The sequence below is a fragment of the Saccharopolyspora sp. NPDC000995 genome, from assembly GCF_053599315.1.
In genome coordinates this window covers 1-16,815 of the sequence record NZ_JBSFLZ010000143.1, presented here as the reverse complement: position 1 = coordinate 16,815, position 16,815 = coordinate 1, and the positions used below count along the sequence as shown (strand labels likewise).

Below are 16,815 nucleotides of genomic sequence, written 5' to 3'. Positions count from 1 at the left end.
ATCCATGGCGGCTGCTCGCCTTTCCTCACGTGTCCATGATCGACGATCAAGGAACCTCAGGCACTGCAAGTGATCAATTTGTTAGGAACTCTAAGGAATTACCTCAGAATCCCGCTTCGTGGAGCACCCGGCGCGACGCTGTCGCAGCATGCGGTGCCGTTTCAACGGGATCACGCGCGCACAGCGCGTACCTCCGGCCCGACATCAACCCGTGCGCCGCTCGGAAGCGACCGAAGTAGCGGAACAACCTCAAGCTGCCCTGCCCCCGGCAGGAGCCGGTCGTGTGCTGCCGCGTGCCACAGATCTGGCTCCGGCCTGGCCATGCCGTCATTCAACTGCACGGCGAACAGTCGATCGGCCGGAATCGCCGCCAACTGCTCCACCAACGAACCACTGCGCATGAAGTGCCACAGAATTCCAGCGCCAGGGCTATGCCGTACGTGGCGGCCTCATCGCATGCCGTGGAAAAACCCTCGACGACCGCCGCGAGCCCTCGTGTCTGCTCAGCGAAATGGACGGACCTTTCTGCGCGCTCGCGACGATCACTACTCCTGCTGAGGCGTCGTGGCGCTGGCCGGCATGGCCACTACAGCCGCTCGATGATCGTGACGTTGGCGGTGCCGCCGCCTTCGCACATGGTCTGCAGGCCGTACCGGCCGCCGGTGCGCTCCAGTTCCGCCAGCAGGGTCGTCATCAGCCTGGCGCCGGTCGCGCCCAGCGGGTGCCCGAGTGCGATCGCACCCCCGTTGACGTTGACCCGCGCCGGGTCGGCCCCCGTCTCGGCCAGCCAGGCGAGGACAACACTCGCGAAGGCCTCGTTCATCTCGAACAGGTCGATGTCGCTGAGCGCCAGGCCGGCGCGATCGAGCGCGTACGCGGTCGCGGGAATCGGTGCGGTGAGCATGTAGATCGGATTCGCTCCCCGGACGGACATGTGGTGCACGCGAGCCCGCGGTGTGAGCCCGTGCTCGGCGACGGCACGGCTGGAGGCGACCAGCACGGCCGCCGAACCGTCCGAGATCTGGCTGGCCACCGCCGCGGTGAGCCTGCCTCCCTCGGACAGCGGTTTGAGCTTCGCCATCTTCTCGGCGGTGGTGTCGCGCCGGGGCCCCTCGTCGATATCGATGTCGGCGATCGGCAGGATCTGCCCGGCGAACCGGCCCTCGTCGATCGCACGAACCGCCCGCCGATGGCTCTGCACCCCGTAGGCTTCCATCGCCTCGCGCGTGATCCCCCACTTCTGTGCGATGAGCTCGGACCCGTGGAACTGGGTCACCGGCTGGTCGCCATAGCGGTCGCGCCATCCCTGCGAGCCGGAGAACGGGTTCTCGAAGCCGAGCTTCTGCCCCGCCTTGCGCGAGGTTCCCATCGGGATGGCGCTCATGTTCTGCACCCCGCCGGCGATCACGAGGTCGGCTGCGCCCGCCTGAACCGCCTGGGCGGCGAAATGCAGGGCTTGCTGCGAAGAGCCGCATTGCCGGTCGACTGTCGTTCCTGGCACGCCTTCCGGCAGTCCCGCAGCGAGCCAGGCCGTCCGAGCGATGTTCCCGCCCTGTCCTCCAACGGTCTCAAGGCAGCCGAAGATCACGTCCTCGACCGCGGCCGGATCGACGTCCACCCGGTCGACGAGTCCACGTAGGACGTGAGCTCCCAGGTCGGCCGGATGGATATGCGCGAGCCCGCCATCCCTCTTGCCGACGGGCGTGCGGACAGCATCGACGATGTACGCCTCGGCCATGATCTTCTCCAGTGTGTTCGTCTTCGGTGTGATGCAGGAGCACCCGATGATGGTGCGCTCGTCGGCCGCGGCTGTGTCAGGAAACGAGTTCCGCCAAGGAATCGAGCGCCCGCAAGGTCGTGATGTTGTCCGTGGTGGGGAGCCAGAACACGACCCGCTCGACACCCATCGCCTCGTAACGCGCGAGGGCGGCGCGGTGCGGGCACGGGTTGAACAACGTGACCGGAACGCGATCACGGCCGTGCGCAGCGGCCAGTTCCTGAAGCTCCCGAATGCGCCGAGCGAAGTCGGACTCGAAATCCTCTACATGGCCGGAAACGCGGTCGGTTACCTGATCGGTTCCCTCCCGGAAGGGAATCCAGCCGTCGGCGTAGGCAACGACCCTCTTCAGCACCCGCGCGCCGGATCCGCCCAGCAGCACCGGGGGCCGTGGGCGCTGCACCGGCTTCGGCCAGGACCACAGTGGCGCGAACCGAACCAGTTCACCGCGGTAGGCGGCTTCGTCCTCGGTCCAGATCGCGGACATGGCCTCGATGCGTTCGCGAAGCAGGGTGAATCGACGCGAGGGGTTGGTGCCGTGGTTGTGCATCTCCTCCTCGTTCCATCCCGCGCCCACGCCGAAAAGGACTCTTCCGCCGGAAAGCCGGTCGATGGTGGCGATCTGCTTGGCCAGAATGATCGGGTCTCGCTGGGCGACGAGACATACCGCAGTCCCGATCCGAACGTGTTTGGTCGCCGCGGCCACGGCACCAAGAACAACCAGCGGATCCATCACCGTCCGGTAGTACTCGGGGACATCTGCCCCGCTCGGCCATCCCGAGTCGCCTCCCACCGGAACGTGTGTGTGATCCGGAAAGAACACGGACTCGAAACCGCGTTCCTCGGCGGCGCCGGCGAACTCCACGGGGCTGATGGACTCACTGGAGGGGAAGAACTGCACGCCCGCCCTCACCGGACAGTCTCCCAGCGTTGCGGGCGGATACGGTCCGAGATCGCCATCGGCTCGTGCAGGTGGCTCGTCATATCGCCGAAGAGGTCATTGCCCACTCTGCGCTCGGTGAACCGCCACCGTCCTTCGATCTTGGCGAACCGGTCCAGGTAGTCGCCCGCCGTGATCGGTTGCAGCGGAAAACCGTCGGCGTGCTGCACGACCAGGATGTAGGAATGCGCCCGGGCCCGGTCGGGTCCGTCGTCCTCGACGATGAGATTGGTGGCGATGTGGTGGGTCCGCGGTGTGCCGTTGGCGTGGATCCGCACGTATCGTGCCCAGAGCTCCGAGACCGCGGCAGGATCGTGGTGGGCGACCAGGTCGGGGCCGACGTAGACGGCGGCGTCGGCGAACAGCGCGCCCATCTCTGCAAACCTCGCGTCGTCGAGGTAGTACGGGTACAGGTAGATCAGCTGCTCGATCTGGCGGTAGTCGTCGAAGCCCAGCACGCCGTCACCCCACCCTCACCAGGTGGCCCCAGCGCTCGCGGACTTCCCGGCGAAGGAGTTTGCCCTGTCCCCCGGAACCGTCGTTGGCATGGGGCAGTTCGTCTGCGACCACGACAAGATCGGGTCGTGATGCCTCCGGCAGCTTGTCCGTGAGCGCTGCTCGCACGGTGTCGGCGTCCAGCGAAACACCGGGCTCGGGCCGGACCACCAGCAAGATCTTCTGGTCGCTTGCGTCGGCGGGAACGCCAACCGCGGCCGCTTCAGCCACCCCGTCCACAGCCGAGGCGGCGTCCTCGACCTGGACGGGAAGGGTGAAGGTCCCACCACGCGGCATGGCGTCGGCGCGGCGGCCCAGCACGGACAGTCTGCCCTGCTCGTCGAGGACGCCGAGGTCGCCTCCGATGAACCAGCCGTCGCGGAGCGCGTCTGCCGTGGCTTCGAGCTGACGGTCGTAGCCGGCCATCACGTGGGGTCCGGCAAGTTGGATCTCGCCCACCTCACCCAAGATCCGACGCCCCTGGGCGTCGACCACACGCACGGCACCCCCGGTGCGTGCCCAACCGACGACGCCGTCCGGCACCAGGTCCCGGCGGGCGATCACGCTGTACGGTGCCTCGGTCTGGCCGTAGTACCCGTAGAGGGCAAGCCCCGGAAGTCGCTCCAGGATGCGCTGTTGCAGCGAGGGAAGCAGCGGCTCACCGCCAAGCATGGCCACCCGCAGGGAAGACAGGTCCACGCCTTGATGCGCGTTCCCGGACAACAGCCCGACGAAGAAGCTCGGGGTGACGCTGATGTGCGTGATCCGCTCACGCGGAACCGCCTCGAGGAACTGGTCGGGTCCGAAGCCCTCTTCCAGGACCAGCCGTGCACCGCCCGCGAGCGCGGGCGCCGCCACCGCGAGAAAGCCGATGCCCCAGATGATCGGTCCCGTGCCGACCACGGCATCCCGTCCGAGCGGGACGTCGAGCCACAGCTTCTCGGCAATCGCCAATGCACTGGCATGGGTATGCGTCACGGCCTTGGGCAATCCCGTCGTGCCCGAGGTGAAGAACAAGGCGAGAGGAGCGTCACCGCCCGGTCCCGGCTCGGGCTCGTCGGGTGAGGCGGATTCAGTCAGGGCGTCAAGGTCGATCGCGCCCGCGGCCGGGCCACCGATGCGGATCCAGTAACGCACCGCAGGCAAAGCGGGCCGCAGTTCGCCTACGAGATCGTCGAACTTCGCGTCATAGACGAAAGCGCTTGCCTGGAGGCGGTTCACGATCGGGGCGAATGTCTCGGGTGTCCAAAAAGGATTCAGCGCGGCAAGCACCGTACCCAGTTTGGCCTGCGCCAGGTAGATCTCGGCCACCGAGAGCGTGGAGTCGAGCAGGGTCGCCACCCGGTAACCCGAGTGGAGTCCAGCCGTCGCCAGTGCGTTCGCGCGACGATTGACCCGGTGGTTCAGCTCGGCGTAGCTGAAGCTTTCCCGGCCGGCGAATGTCACCGCTGTGTCATCGGGCGTCCGATCACACTGCGCGGTGAGCGCGGCGTAGCCGAAGTTGGCATATCGCGTCATTGCGTCCTCTCCTGCCTCTCCTGCACCGCGCCGGTCACGAACCGGGGTAACCCCCGCCGCCGTAGCGGGCATCGAGCACGTCGTAATCCGGGGTGAACCCACGGCGTGGGATCTCATCCGCCACGATCACGACCTTCGGCTTCTTGTACGACGCCACGACGCCGCGGACATGGGCGATGAGTTCGGCTTCGCTGACGGTCGCGTCGTCGGCGAGCACCACGATGCCGACCACGTTCTGCCCCCAGGTCGGGTCGGGCCGACCGATCACCGCGGCTGATTTGACGTCCGGATGGCTGACGAGGGCACGCTCGACCTCGGCGGGATAAATGTTCTCGCCACCGGACTTGATCATCCGCAGCTTCGGGCCGAGGAAGCTGATCGTGCCGTCCTTCTCGCGCCTGCCGAGATCACCGGTGTGGTGCCAGCCGCCGCGCAGCTTGGCTTCGGTGAGTTCCGGACGGTGGTAGTAGCCGCTGAAGAGATGCGGTCCTCGCGCGACGATCTCCCCCACCTCGCCGTCGGGAAGGTCGTTGTCGTCCGGATCGACGATCCGCACCTGGGCCAGCGGGCCGGGTCTTCCGCTGGTGCCCAGGCCGTCGATGCCCAAGGCGTGGAAGGTGAGCATCCCGGCGACTTCGGTCTGGCCATAGCCGGCGAAGGACCGACCCCACGGGCTGGTGTCGATGGTGATCATCGAGTTCCAAGCCTCGTCGGCAGGAGCGAAGCGAAGGCTGGACAGGTCGTGACGACGGTCCGCGTTGGCTTCGACCAGCTGGGCGATCATGGCCGGGAACAACATCGCCGCCTGGCAACGTTCCTGTTCGATCAGCCTGCAGGCCAGCTCCGCGTCGAAGGTCGGGAGGACCACGTTCGTCCCGCCGAAGACCAACGTCGTCAGCGCGAACATCATGGTGCCGACATGGAACAGCGGTCCGGAATCGAGGCAGACGAACCCTTCCTCGACCTGGCGAACGACGCCGAGCACCATGCTGTGGGCGATGAGCGCCCGGTGCGAGAGCATCGCCGCGTTCGGCCTGCCGTCGAACGCGGCCGTGTACAGCAGAAGCAGCGGCTCGTCTTCGGCCACCGCACTGCACGGATCCGTGTCCGGGTACTCGGCGAGCCACGCCTCGTAACCGTCCGGGCCTTCCCCGTTGTGGCACACCCAGTGCCCGGTGGCCGCCGCCTTCAACGGAACGAGGGCGTCCTCCAGCGGTCCCGACTCCCACACGACGACCGCGGGCTGCAGGTCGTCGAGAACGAACCTGAGCTCGTCACTGCTCTGTCGCCAGTTGGCCGGGCACAGCATCGCGCCGATCTTGGCGCTCGCGACGAGCAGCTCGAAGATCCGGAACGAATTGACGCCCAGCCACAGCACGCGGTCACCGGCGCGGACCCCGACGTCGAGCAACGCGTTCGCGAGGCGGTTCGTGCGCTCGTCGAGCTCTGCATAAGTCAAGCGACGGTCGTCGTCGACAAGCGCGATCACGGCGGCACGGCTGCGCCGGTGCTCCCGGACCACGTCAGCGATCGTGAAGTCGTACATTGGTCCTCACTGCCTACCGAAACGCCGGAATGACCTCTTTGGCGAAGAAGGTGATCGCACGCTTCATGTCCTCGAACGGCACGTGCCGCGTGCTGCCGAAGTCGCACATCAGGTGGTTGAAGCCGAATTCCTGGAGCATAGCGACCTGCCCGATCACGCGCTCGGGGTCACCGATCACCTCAAGTTGCTCCCAGCGGAAATCGTTGCCGACGCTGCCGCCCTTGAGGTAGCGGCCCTCCCAGAACTCGAAGCCCTTGGCGATCTCGCCAGTCTTCGAGTCGATCGGCGCGCTCTTCTCGTTGAAGATGCGTGTGCGGTCGAAGGCCTTCTCGAACGCCTCTTGGTCGGCTTTGGCCTTCTCGATGGTCGAGGAGAGCCACACCGACCGGGAGACGACGAGGTCGACATCGGTGATGTCGTGACCTTCCTGCGTTGCCACCGCGCGCCAGGTCTCGGCGGCCTTGCGCACCTTCCGGAACGGCGCCGCCGGGTCGGCGAGAATGGGCAGCCCACGCCGGGCGTAGAGCTCGACCGTCTCCGGACTCACCGCCGCCACGTAGAGCGGGGGGTGCGGAGCCTGCAGGGGTTTGGGGGCCAGCTCGACCTCGCCCGTCCGGTAGAACCGGCCCTCGTGCCGGAACGTCTCGTTCGTCCACAGTCCCGTGATCACGTCGAGCGACTCGTTGAAGCGGTCCCGCGCCTCGGCGAGATCCTGACCGAAGCCGTCGAACTCGATGCTCTGGTAGCCGCGACCGACGCCGAGTTCCAGGCGCCCACCGGATAGGACATCGACCTGCGCGGCCTCCTCGGCGACATGCACGGGGTTGTGCAAGGGAAGCACCACGACACCAGTGCCGAGCCGGATCCGTTCGGTGCGTGCGGCCAGGTAGCTGAGCATCGTGAAGATGTTCGGCACTGTGCCGTAGTCGCGGAAATGGTGTTCGGACACCCACAAACCGTCGAAACCAAGCTCTTCGAGCAGGTCCGCGACCCGGATGTTGTAGTCGTAGACCTCTTTGATGCTCCGTCGGCGATCCGATCGGTGGAAAAGCAGGAACGCCGAGAACTTCATGGGACGGTCGTCCTGATCGGGCACGGGCTCTTCCCTTCCGTGTCAGGCCTGGGGGTTCGGTGCAAGCACCGAACCGGGGAACGGGGCCAGGAGGGTTTCCCGCCACGGCCCGTCCAGGAATTGCCGTGCCGTTTTCCGCCACTCGAGGATCCGGGGGTCGGCCTTCGCCTCCGCGTCAAGACCGAGCGCGGCGTCGTAGGCACGCTGCGTTTCCAGGTGGGAGTCCATGTCGGTTCCCCAGAAAGTCACGACTTCGGAGTCCGACAGCAGCACCTCGTACAGGCCGACAAGGCGGTGCCCGTGGTCGGCCAGGATGGGTGCGCGTTCCTCTCGGACAGCGGCCAGATAGTCCAGGGCCGCACCGGGACGAACCTGCGCGATCTCGTGCAGGAAGAACGAAGCGGTGTAGTTCTCGGCACGCAGCCCTTGCAGATCGGGAGTCCCCGCGACGGCACCCATCGGGCGGGAGAACGCCTTGAACCGCAGATCGTCGATCGACGACAGGAACAACTCCGGCTTGACGTTGTCGTAGATGTCGAGCATCTGGCGCCAGCCGACATCCCAGCCGCCGTGGCAGTCCCACAGCGTGACGGCTTTGAACTGCTCGTGGCCCGTGATGCCGATCGCGTAGAACGCACCGACCAGGTCGATGGCCCGCGACCGGACCGACAGCCCGGAGGTGAGCTCGGCCGAAGCGTCGGCGCGCTGCTCGTCCGCCTTCTTGTAATCCACCAACCACTGCAGGTACTCACGCGGGTTGCGAGAGTTCATCGGGTGGAAAAACACCTCTTCAAGCAAGTAGATCCCGCGTGCCACAGCCTCGTCCTCCCGGCGTTCAGTTGAGCAATCGCTTGGTTAAGAAGGTACGGGGCGCCGCACATCCCGTCAACAAACCTGCCGATTGACAGCGCCAGCGCCTCTTCATATTGTCCAACCAAGTGCTCGCTTGGCTTGGAGGTGTGCATTGGACAGTCGCGTGGGTGCACCTGCGCTGCGGGACAGTGCTGCGATCGCGGGCGTGGGCTGGACCCCCTATTCGAAGAACTCCGGTGTCAGCACCCTCGAACTCGCACTGAGGGCGATCACCGCGGCGTTGGACGACTGCGGCTTGGATAAGTCCGATGTGGATGGCTTCGTCACCCACAGCGTCGGGGATGCGGTGCCGGCAGCCGCAGTCGCCGCCACGCTCGGCGTCGCCGACCCGCACCTGCTGCTGGACCTGTGGGGCGGGGGCAGCGTGTCCGCCGCGACCATCGGCGCCGCTGCCATGGCGGTCGCGACCGGGCAGGCGACAACGGTCGTGTGCTGGCGCGCGCTCAACGCGCGCTCCGAGTTCAGGATGGGCGGAACCGGCCGTGCCGCACCGACTCTGGTGGAGTTCCAGTACCAGGTGTCTTACGGGCTGGTCGCGCCGCCGCAGCAGTACGCCCTGGTAGCCCGCGCCTACCTGACCGCGTCCGGAGCCACGGAGGAAGATCTGGGTAGGGTCGCCGTGACCCAGCGGCAGAACGCGATGCGCAATCCAAGAGCGATGATGCGCAAGCCGTTGACCATGGACGAATACCTGGCCGCACCTTGGATCGCGGAGCCGCTTCGGTTGTTCGACTGCTGTTTGGAGACCGATGCGGGGATAGCCGTAGTGGTGACCTCCGCCGCTCGCGCGCGTGACTCGAAGCAGCCGGCCGTGTTGATCAGTGGCGCGGCGACTGGTGGCGGCCACAGCCTGTTCTCCGGAACCCGGTCCAACTACGCGATCAGCGCGGCCGCCGACATGGCGCCCCGGCTGTACGCCAACGCCGGGATCGGGCCGGAAGAGATCCAGATCGCCCAGCTCTACGACGCCTTCACTCCGCTGGTCCTGATGCAGCTCGAGGACTACCAGTTGGTCCCACGGCACGGCGCCGCCGAGTTCGTCGCGTCGGGAGCGACTGCTCTGGAAGGGAAGTTGCCAGTTAACACCCACGGCGGGCATCTGTCCGAGGGCTACCTGCACGGCCTCAACCACGTGGTCGAAGCGGTCCTCCAGTTGCGCGGCCAGGCTGGCGACAGACAGGTGCCGGGCGCCGAAGTCGCGCTGACCACTGGCCAGCCCGGATACGTCTCCGGAACCACATCCGCCCTCATCCTGCGAGGAGACCGATGAGCCGGCCCGTCGTCGACCGCGATTCGGCGCCCTGGTGGGCGGCGCTGGCCGCCCATCGCTTACTTCTGCAGACCTGCGACCACTGCCGCACTCATCGACTTCCGCCGCGAGCCCTGTGCAACGCGTGCGGCTCGTTCGACTGGCAGTGGACCGAGGCCAATGGCACCGGCACGATCGCGACGTGGACGGTCTCGCACCGCACTTACCAACCGGACCACACCACTCCATATGTCGTGGTACTGGTCCGGCTTGCCGAAGCGGACGATGTCATCCTGCCCGGCGGCTGGGCAGGGGCTCCGGACGGCTCGGACCTCGCTGTCGATCTGCAGGTCCGCGCCTGTTTTCAGGACCTACCCGCCACCGACATCGAACCTGCCGCCGCCCTGCTCGTCTGGCAACCCAACGGCAGCAAGAGCTAGCGCTTGCCCAACATGGGATACTGGTCGGTATGGGAGCCTCCAAACGCCAACCCGGCAAGACTGCGACCCGAACCGGCTCACGCGGCAACGGCAGCAAAGGCGCGGGCTCCGAACGACGTCAGGCCCTCGTCGAAATCGCCGCCGAACTGTTCGCCGAGCGCGGATTCAAGGCCACCACGGTCCGCGAAATCGGTGAGGCGGCAGGCGTGCTGTCCGGCAGCCTTTACCACCACTTCGATTCGAAGGAAACGATCGCCGACGAAATCCTGTCAAGCTACCTCGACGGCATACTGGCGACTTACACGAAGATCGTCGACGAGAATACCGATCCGGCGACGACTCTGCGCGAGCTCATCCGCGCGGCTTTCGCCTCGCTCGGCCCGCACCGCGCGGCCATCACCATCCTCCAGAACGAGCGCAACTACCTCGGCGAACTCCCCCGCTTCGCCTACCTCACCAAAGCCGAGAACGACGTTCGCCGGATGTGGGTCAAGGTCCTCGAAGCAGGCATAGCCGACGGCGTCCTCCGCGACGACCTCGACCCGAAGCTGACCTACCAGTTCCTCCGGGACGCGATTTGGGTCGCGGTGCGCTGGTTCACGCCGTCCGGGCGCCTCAGCACCGATCAGCTCGCGGACCAGTACCTCAAGCTCGTCATGGAAGGACTGCAGAAGTAAGGTGGCGAGCTCGGCCCCCCGGCCGAAGAACGCGAACCGCCCTCTACCGAATGATCGTGGTCGACGACGACGCGCCGGAACCGCTCGCGGACAGCCTCAGGCACCCGATCTCAGCGAGGCCTGCCCGAACGACCGACGGCTGACGCTTTCGGCTTTCCACGCGCATTGTCCAACGACCAGGGCGCCGCGAGGTGGTGCGTTGGTCAGGCCGTGCGGCCTCGGTACCGGCCGGTGATCCGTTCGAAGGTCTCGTGCAAGGTTCGCCGCGCAGGCTCGGATTCGAGGAATTCTGGAATATTGTGCAGCGGACCGTCGTGCGCCGCCCGCAGCGAAAGGCCGCCGTCGACCACCATGTTCTGCCCGGTGATGTAGCTGCTCAGATCGGAGAGCAGGAAAAGCACCATGGTCGCCACCTCGACGACCGTCCCTCTGCGACCGAGTGGGATCAGCTCCCGCTCCCGGTGGCCGTCCGAGCCGGCACCGGAGTGTGCCCGCGGGCTGTCGATCAGCCCCCAACCGACGCTGTTGGCGCGGATCCCCAGCGGGCCGAGCTCGACGGCCATCGTGCGGGTCGCGGCCTCCAGGGCACTGCGGGCCGCACCGTAGGAGGAGAACCAGGGCATGGCGCGACGCGCGTCGGCGACGGAGAGATTGACCAGCGAGCCGCCATGGCCGGTGACGACCATGCGGCGGGCCGCCAGCTGGCAGGTACGCACCGCATAGCAGAGGTTGAGCTCGAGGCCGTCCCTGCGGGTGCCGATAAATCATCCGCACAGGTCACGGCCTTGATCGCCGTCTCTGGCCAGTGGCCGCCGCTCGCACCGCGATCTTCACGTGGACAGCCCGGGCGGCATCATGATCTGTCGTGCTGCTGCGCCTGGCCTACCTCGCCGCGACCAACACTTTCACGCTCCTTCGTCTGCTGGCGATGAGCGACCGGGACAAAGACATCGAGATCCTTGCCCTGCGGCACCAACTGCTGGGCCTGCAACGCCAGGTCGGCAAGCCTGCCTTCACCGGCACCGACCGCGTCGTGCTTGCCGGTCTGCTCCATCGCCTCCCGATACATAAGCTGCGGCAACTCCTTCTACTGGTACGCCCAGACACGATCTTGCGCTGGCACCGTGACCTGCTCAAGCGGCGCCATGCCGCGACCTGCGTGCCGAAACGACGCGGGCGCCCGCCCACGGTCCGCTCGATCCGCGCCATAGTCCTTCGCCTGGCGCGGGAAAATGTCTCGTGGGGATACCGCAGAATCCACGGCGAGCTCGCGGCCCTGGGCATCAAGGTCGCCGCCTCCACCGTCTGGGAAATCCTTCGCGAGCACGGCATCCCGCCCGCGCCGGAACGCCAGAGCACCACCTGGGCCGACTTCCTGCACAGCCAGGCCCAGGCACTGCTCGCGTGCGACCTGTTCGAGACCCGCACCCTGACCGGGGCGCGCCTGTACGTCTTCGCCGCCATCGAACACTCCACGAGACGCATCCGGATCCTCGGCCCACCGCACACCCCACCGCAGACTGGATCGTGCAGCTCGGACGCAACCTCCTCATGGACTTGGAGGACCCAGGCAGCAAGGACAGATTCTTGATACGCGACCGAGACTCCAAGTTCACGGAAGCCTTCGACGCTGTGCTGACCGATGCCGGCCTGGAGATCGTCACCAGCGGCATCCGGATGCCCCGGACGAACTCCATCATGGAGCGCTGGATACAGACCTGCCGACACGAACTGCTGGACCGCACCCTCATCTGGGACCAGCGCCATCTGCTCCATGCCCTGCGCGAGTTCGAGTCGTACTACAACGGGCACCGGCCGCACCGAGCCCTGAATCAAGCGGCTCCACTCCACCCGCTACCCGAACCGATCACCGAGCCAGGACAGATCAGACGCCTGGAGATCCGCCGACGAGATCGGCTCGGCGGAACCCTTCACGAGTACCAACATGCAGCCTGAACTGGGCGGATGATTTATCGGCACCCGCAGTGTCCCGCGAGCGGCCGGGCTGGGCCGGGATGCGTTCGCGGCACAGCTCGGGATCGCGGTTTCCGAACGTCATGCGCTGGTGGTCGATCCGCGAATCCTGCGGAGGTTGGACCGGATCGACACCGTCGTGATCGACGCGGCTGCCGTGCAGACCGGCACGCAGCGTGTGTGCGACGTGATTCCGCTCAACGGTGAGGTCGACATCGCGGGGTTGTGGGAGCGGGCCCACGCGTTGGTCGGCGTGGTGGTGCATGCGGACGCGAAACGCGACGGCTGGGCGCTGTCGCAACTGGGCGACGCAGATCTGTCGCACGTGGAGCGGGAAGGTACGTTCCGGCAGGCGGCCGGTCCGGGGGTGCACACCTGCGCGCTGAACCGGGATGGGCACGCGGTTGCGATCGTCGAGGTCGAGGAGGAACCGGCGCCGCTGACCGACGAGCTTCTCGCCGCGGCCCGTGAGGTGGGCTCTGTGGTGCTCGCCGGAACAGACACTCGGCTTGCGGAGAAATGGGAGGTCGATCGCATCGCGCCTGCCGGCGCGGACTTCGCAGAGCTGGTGCGGGAGTTGCAGGCCGATGGCCACGGCGTTGCCGTGGTCTCGACGCGTAGTCGTGCGGGCCTGGCCGCCGCCGATCTCGGAATCGGTGTCACCGGCCACGGGCCGCCCCCGTGGGGCGCGCATCTGATCACCGGGCCCGGCCTGGGCGAGGCGTGCGCTCTGCTGGGGTTGATCCCCACCGCGCGCACCGTCAGCCGGCGCAGTGCCCAGCTCGCCGTCATCGGCTCGGCCAGCGGTGCCGTGCTCGCCGCACTCGGGCCTGCCGTCGGCAGCCAGGCCCGCGCGGCGGTGCCCGTGTCCACCTGTGCGCTGCTGGCCCTCGGCGCCGGTGCGTATTGGGGCATGCAAGCGGGTCGACGCCCGGTACCGTCCGACACCGCCCGCACGCCCTGGCACGCCATGTCTGCGTCCACGGTGCTGGAACTGCTCGGCAGCTCACCAAACGGTCTGTCCGAGGGTGATGCACAGCAGCGCGCACTCGGACGCCAGGACCACTCACAGCCAGGCCGGAGCAGCCTGATGCTCGCGAGCCTGGACGAGTTGGCAAGCCCGCTGACCCCCGCGTTGGCCGGCGGTGCGGGGATCTCCGCCAGCATCGGAGCGACCGCCGACGCGGTCATCATCACCGGCGTGCTGGGGTTGAACGCGCTGATCGGCGGCGTGCAACGGGTCAGCGCCGACCGCGCATTGCGTAAACTCCTTGATGCCACTGCGATCCCGGTCGCGTTGCGCCGCAAGGACAAACGCACCCGCGTGCCCGCCGACGAACTCGTACCCGGCGACGTCATCGACCTAGTGGCAGGCGACGCCATCCCCGCGGACTGCCGCCTGCTGGAAGCCGACGGGCTCGAGGTCGACGAATCCAGCCTGACCGGCGAATCCCAACTCGTCACCAAAACCACCGCCGCCACGCCCGCGGCCGCGGTGGCCGACCGGCACTGCATGCTCTACCAGGGCACCGCGATCGCGGCCGGGCGCGCCGTCGCGGTCGTCGTCGCCACCGCCGCGTCCACCGAAGCCGGCAGCGCGGGTGGCACCGACAACGCCCCGGACCGTCCCGGCGGGGTGGCGGCCCGCTTGCGGACCCTGACCAAGATCACCGTGCCGATCTCCATCGGCGCCGGCGGACTGCTGCTGGCCGCGGACCTGATTCGGCGTCAGCCCATCGGCGCGGCCCTGGGCCGAGCGGTGAGCCTGGCCGTCGCCGCCGTACCGGAGGGCCTGCCGTTCGTCGCCACCGTCGCCGAGCTGGCCGCGGCCCGGCGGCTGTCGAAACGTGGTGCCCTGGTGCACAATTCCTCGACGATCGAGGCGCTGGGGCGGGCGGATGTGCTGTGCTTCGACAAGACCGGCACCCTCACCGAAGGACGCATCGCCCTGCGCGGGGTATCCGATGGATCCACCACCCGCGACATCGCATATCTATCCACAGTGGAGAGAAAGATTCTCGCGGCGGCACTGCGCGCCAGCCCGCTGGCCGACAACGGTGAAATCCTGCCTCACCCCACCGACCGCGCTGTCGTCAACGGTGCCCGCGACCTCGGCGTGCAGCCCAGCGAAGGCACCCCGGGCTGGCAGCTCGTCGAGGAACTCCCTTTCGAACCCTCGAGGGGCTACCACATGGTGCTCGGACGCGTCGGCGACAACCACCTGCTCAGCATCAAGGGCGCCCCGGAGGTCGTACTCGCCCAGTGCACCCACTGGCGCCGCGACGACACCGACGTGGCCTTCGACGATGACGCACGCCTTGGCGTGGAGAAGGAATTCGACCGGTTGGCACGCCAGGGATACCGCGTGCTGGCCGTCGCCGAACGGCCCGCCACCGGCCGCCGCGACCTCGACGACTCCCGCCTGCGCGACCTCCGGCTGACCGGCCTGATCGCCCTGGCCGACCCCGTCCGCCCCACCGCAGCCGCCGCCGTGGACCAACTGCAGCAGGCAGGCGTGCAGATCATCATGATCACCGGCGACCACCCCAGCACCGCCGAAGCCATCGCCGCCGAACTCGGCATCCTGGGCGGCCACCAGGTCATGACCGGCACCGACCTCGACACCCTCGACGACGACGAACTGGCCGCCAAAGCCGCCGACATCGCGGTTTTCGCCCGCACCACCCCAGCACACAAGGCACGTGTCGTCCACACACTGCAGCGCACCGACCGCGTCGTCGCCGTCACCGGCGACGGAGCAAACGACGCACCCGCGATCAGAATCGCCGACATCGGCATCGCCCTCGGCGAACGCGCCACACCCGCCGCCCGGGAAGCCGCCGACGTCGTGGTCACCGACGACCGCATCGAAACTATCGTGGACGCCATCGTCGAAGGACGCGCCATGTGGGCCTCAGTGCGCGACTCCCTGGCCCTGCTACTCGGCGGCAACCTCGGCGAGGTCCTCTTCACCGTCGCCACCGGCCTGCTCACCCCCGGCGGGTCGATGAACGCCCGCCAAATGCTGTTGGTCAACCTCCTCACCGACGTCATCCCGGCGATGGCGATCGCAGTACGTCCCCCACCTGAAATCACACCCGAAATGCTCCTCGAGGAAGGACCTGACGCCTCCCTCGGCTCCGCACTGCTCCGCGACATCTACCGACGCGGCATCATCACCACCGCATCCGCGTTCACCGCCTGGATCCTCGGCCGATTCTCGGGAACCCGGCGACACGCCGACACCGTCGCGCTCGTCGCACTCGTCGGCGCACAACTCGGCCAGACCCTGGTCATCCGCGGACGCACCCCACTGGTCGTGGCCGGCGCGCTCGCATCCATGGCGGCACTGGCCGCCATCGTGCAAACCCCCGGCCTCAGCCACTTCTTCGGCTCCACACCCCTGCTACCCCACGGCTGGGCCATCGCCCTGGGATGCACCATCGCCGCCAGCATCGCCGGCCTCATCCTCCAGCCACGGCCACGCAACCAGCAGGCCATGCGCTCAGAAATCGACAACATCGTCGAGACCGTGGCCGATCACCACCACGCCGACCCGGAAACCACAACCCACGATCACGATGGCCGCGAAGATCGAGCGCTTTCCTTCGCACGTGGGCGAACGCTGGTCCGGGCCGACCACACTCAACCGGACCAAGACGACGACCCCGCCAGCCGAGACGATGCCAACGGGCAGCCGCCGCAGCCGCTGCCGTCCCTTGCCGTCGCGGAAGATACTCCGCAACGGTCTTGACTGTGCGCCCAGCCACGGCTGAAGCAGCGCAGCCGGGCGCGTGCTATTGCCGCGTTCGCAGTCTTTCCTGCGCGCGTCGGCGTATGAGGATCGGCAGGAAGGCCCCTATCGTGGCTTGCGGTACCAGCTCGGCGGCCGCGGTGTTGATCGCGTGCACGATCTGTCCGGGCCGCGCGTCGGGGAACTGGCCGGACAGTTCTTCTCGTACCAGGTCCAGTTCTCGTTGAAGCCGCGCGTGATCGATCCCCATCACGAGCTCACCGCCCGTCGGCTGGAGGTCTTGTCTGTTCGGAGTTGTCCCGAGTCGGGCCCGACGATGGCTGCGGTGAGGGGATCTTGGCGCTCATGCACGGGGGTTCACCATTGTTGGAGCAGGAGGCTGAGGGCGGTGGCGGCGGTCGCCATGCCCGCGGCGATCATCCAACCGTGCGGGAGTAGCGGGCTGGCCCCGAAGAATTGGCTCAGGCCGGGTGTCTGGACGACGGCGACCAGTGCCGCGA

At 67.4% G+C, this 16,815-nt stretch carries 15 protein-coding genes; 6 read left to right on the top strand and 9 right to left on the bottom strand.

What is annotated here, in order from left to right; translation table 11 throughout:
* Positions 1-586: 586 nt before the first annotated feature.
* The 7 genes from ACWDKQ_RS30995 to ACWDKQ_RS30965 form a co-directional block, all read right to left on the bottom strand.
* The gene (locus tag ACWDKQ_RS30995; RefSeq protein ID WP_450142315.1) at positions 587-1,738 is read right to left on the bottom strand and encodes an acetyl-CoA C-acetyltransferase; all 1,152 of its coding nucleotides are present in this window, start codon (positions 1,736-1,738) and stop codon (positions 587-589) included.
* Positions 1,739-1,814: 76 nt separating this feature from the next.
* Complete coding sequence (locus ACWDKQ_RS30990) at positions 1,815-2,690, bottom strand: LLM class F420-dependent oxidoreductase (RefSeq protein WP_450142314.1); 876 nt, start codon at positions 2,688-2,690, stop codon at positions 1,815-1,817.
* Positions 2,687-3,175, bottom strand: a complete 489-nt coding sequence (locus ACWDKQ_RS30985) for a nuclear transport factor 2 family protein (protein WP_450142313.1) — start codon at positions 3,173-3,175, stop codon at positions 2,687-2,689. The genes ACWDKQ_RS30990 and ACWDKQ_RS30985 overlap by 4 nt, the downstream gene beginning before the upstream one ends.
* A gap of 4 nt (positions 3,176-3,179) precedes the next feature.
* Positions 3,180-4,730, bottom strand: a complete 1,551-nt coding sequence (locus ACWDKQ_RS30980) for a class I adenylate-forming enzyme family protein (RefSeq protein WP_450142312.1) — start codon at positions 4,728-4,730, stop codon at positions 3,180-3,182.
* Between the two features lie 34 nt (positions 4,731-4,764).
* Positions 4,765-6,276 carry an AMP-binding protein gene (locus ACWDKQ_RS30975; RefSeq protein ID WP_450142311.1) on the bottom strand — a complete coding sequence of 504 codons (1,512 nt, stop codon included), beginning with the start codon at positions 6,274-6,276 and terminating at the stop codon, positions 4,765-4,767.
* A gap of 13 nt (positions 6,277-6,289) precedes the next feature.
* On the bottom strand, positions 6,290-7,372 hold the full coding sequence (locus tag ACWDKQ_RS30970) for an LLM class flavin-dependent oxidoreductase (protein WP_450142310.1): 1,083 nt from the start codon (positions 7,370-7,372) through the stop codon (positions 6,290-6,292).
* A gap of 18 nt (positions 7,373-7,390) precedes the next feature.
* Positions 7,391-8,164, bottom strand: a complete 774-nt coding sequence (locus ACWDKQ_RS30965; protein ID WP_450142309.1) for a hypothetical protein — start codon at positions 8,162-8,164, stop codon at positions 7,391-7,393.
* 160 nt (positions 8,165-8,324) lie between these two features.
* Between ACWDKQ_RS30965 and ACWDKQ_RS30960 the strand changes: the two genes are divergently transcribed.
* From ACWDKQ_RS30960 to ACWDKQ_RS30950, 3 genes are read left to right on the top strand one after another with little or no spacing between them, the layout of a single operon-like run.
* Complete coding sequence (locus ACWDKQ_RS30960; protein WP_450142308.1) at positions 8,325-9,491, top strand: thiolase C-terminal domain-containing protein; 1,167 nt, start codon at positions 8,325-8,327, stop codon at positions 9,489-9,491.
* Positions 9,488-9,910: a Zn-ribbon domain-containing OB-fold protein gene (locus ACWDKQ_RS30955; protein WP_450142307.1), complete on the top strand. Its 423-nt coding sequence runs from the start codon at positions 9,488-9,490 to the stop codon at positions 9,908-9,910. The genes ACWDKQ_RS30960 and ACWDKQ_RS30955 overlap by 4 nt, the downstream gene beginning before the upstream one ends.
* A gap of 29 nt (positions 9,911-9,939) precedes the next feature.
* Positions 9,940-10,587 carry a TetR/AcrR family transcriptional regulator gene (locus ACWDKQ_RS30950; protein ID WP_450142306.1) on the top strand — a complete coding sequence of 216 codons (648 nt, stop codon included), beginning with the start codon at positions 9,940-9,942 and terminating at the stop codon, positions 10,585-10,587.
* 203 nt (positions 10,588-10,790) lie between these two features.
* Here ACWDKQ_RS30950 and ACWDKQ_RS30945 read toward each other — a convergent pair whose 3' ends face one another.
* Positions 10,791-11,348, bottom strand: a complete 558-nt coding sequence (locus ACWDKQ_RS30945) for an SDR family oxidoreductase (protein WP_450142316.1) — start codon at positions 11,346-11,348, stop codon at positions 10,791-10,793.
* Positions 11,349-11,452: 104 nt separating this feature from the next.
* On the opposite strand from ACWDKQ_RS30945, the gene ACWDKQ_RS30940 reads away from it, so the two are divergent.
* From ACWDKQ_RS30940 to ACWDKQ_RS30930, 3 genes are all read left to right on the top strand, one after another.
* Entirely contained in the window at positions 11,453-12,178 is a 726-nt protein-coding gene (locus ACWDKQ_RS30940) for a hypothetical protein (RefSeq protein WP_450142305.1), read from the top strand.
* Positions 12,175-12,543, top strand: coding sequence for an integrase core domain-containing protein (locus tag ACWDKQ_RS30935; protein ID WP_450142304.1), 369 nt, complete (start codon positions 12,175-12,177; stop codon positions 12,541-12,543). Before ACWDKQ_RS30940 ends, ACWDKQ_RS30935 begins: the two co-directional genes overlap by 4 nt.
* A gap of 109 nt (positions 12,544-12,652) precedes the next feature.
* The gene (locus ACWDKQ_RS30930; protein WP_450142303.1) at positions 12,653-16,315 is read left to right on the top strand and encodes a cation-translocating P-type ATPase; all 3,663 of its coding nucleotides are present in this window, start codon (positions 12,653-12,655) and stop codon (positions 16,313-16,315) included.
* Positions 16,316-16,358: 43 nt separating this feature from the next.
* Here the strand turns inward: ACWDKQ_RS30930 and ACWDKQ_RS30925 are convergent, their stop codons facing one another.
* On the bottom strand, positions 16,359-16,565 hold the full coding sequence (locus ACWDKQ_RS30925) for a three-helix bundle dimerization domain-containing protein (protein WP_450142302.1): 207 nt from the start codon (positions 16,563-16,565) through the stop codon (positions 16,359-16,361).
* Positions 16,566-16,815: the final 250 nt, after the last annotated feature.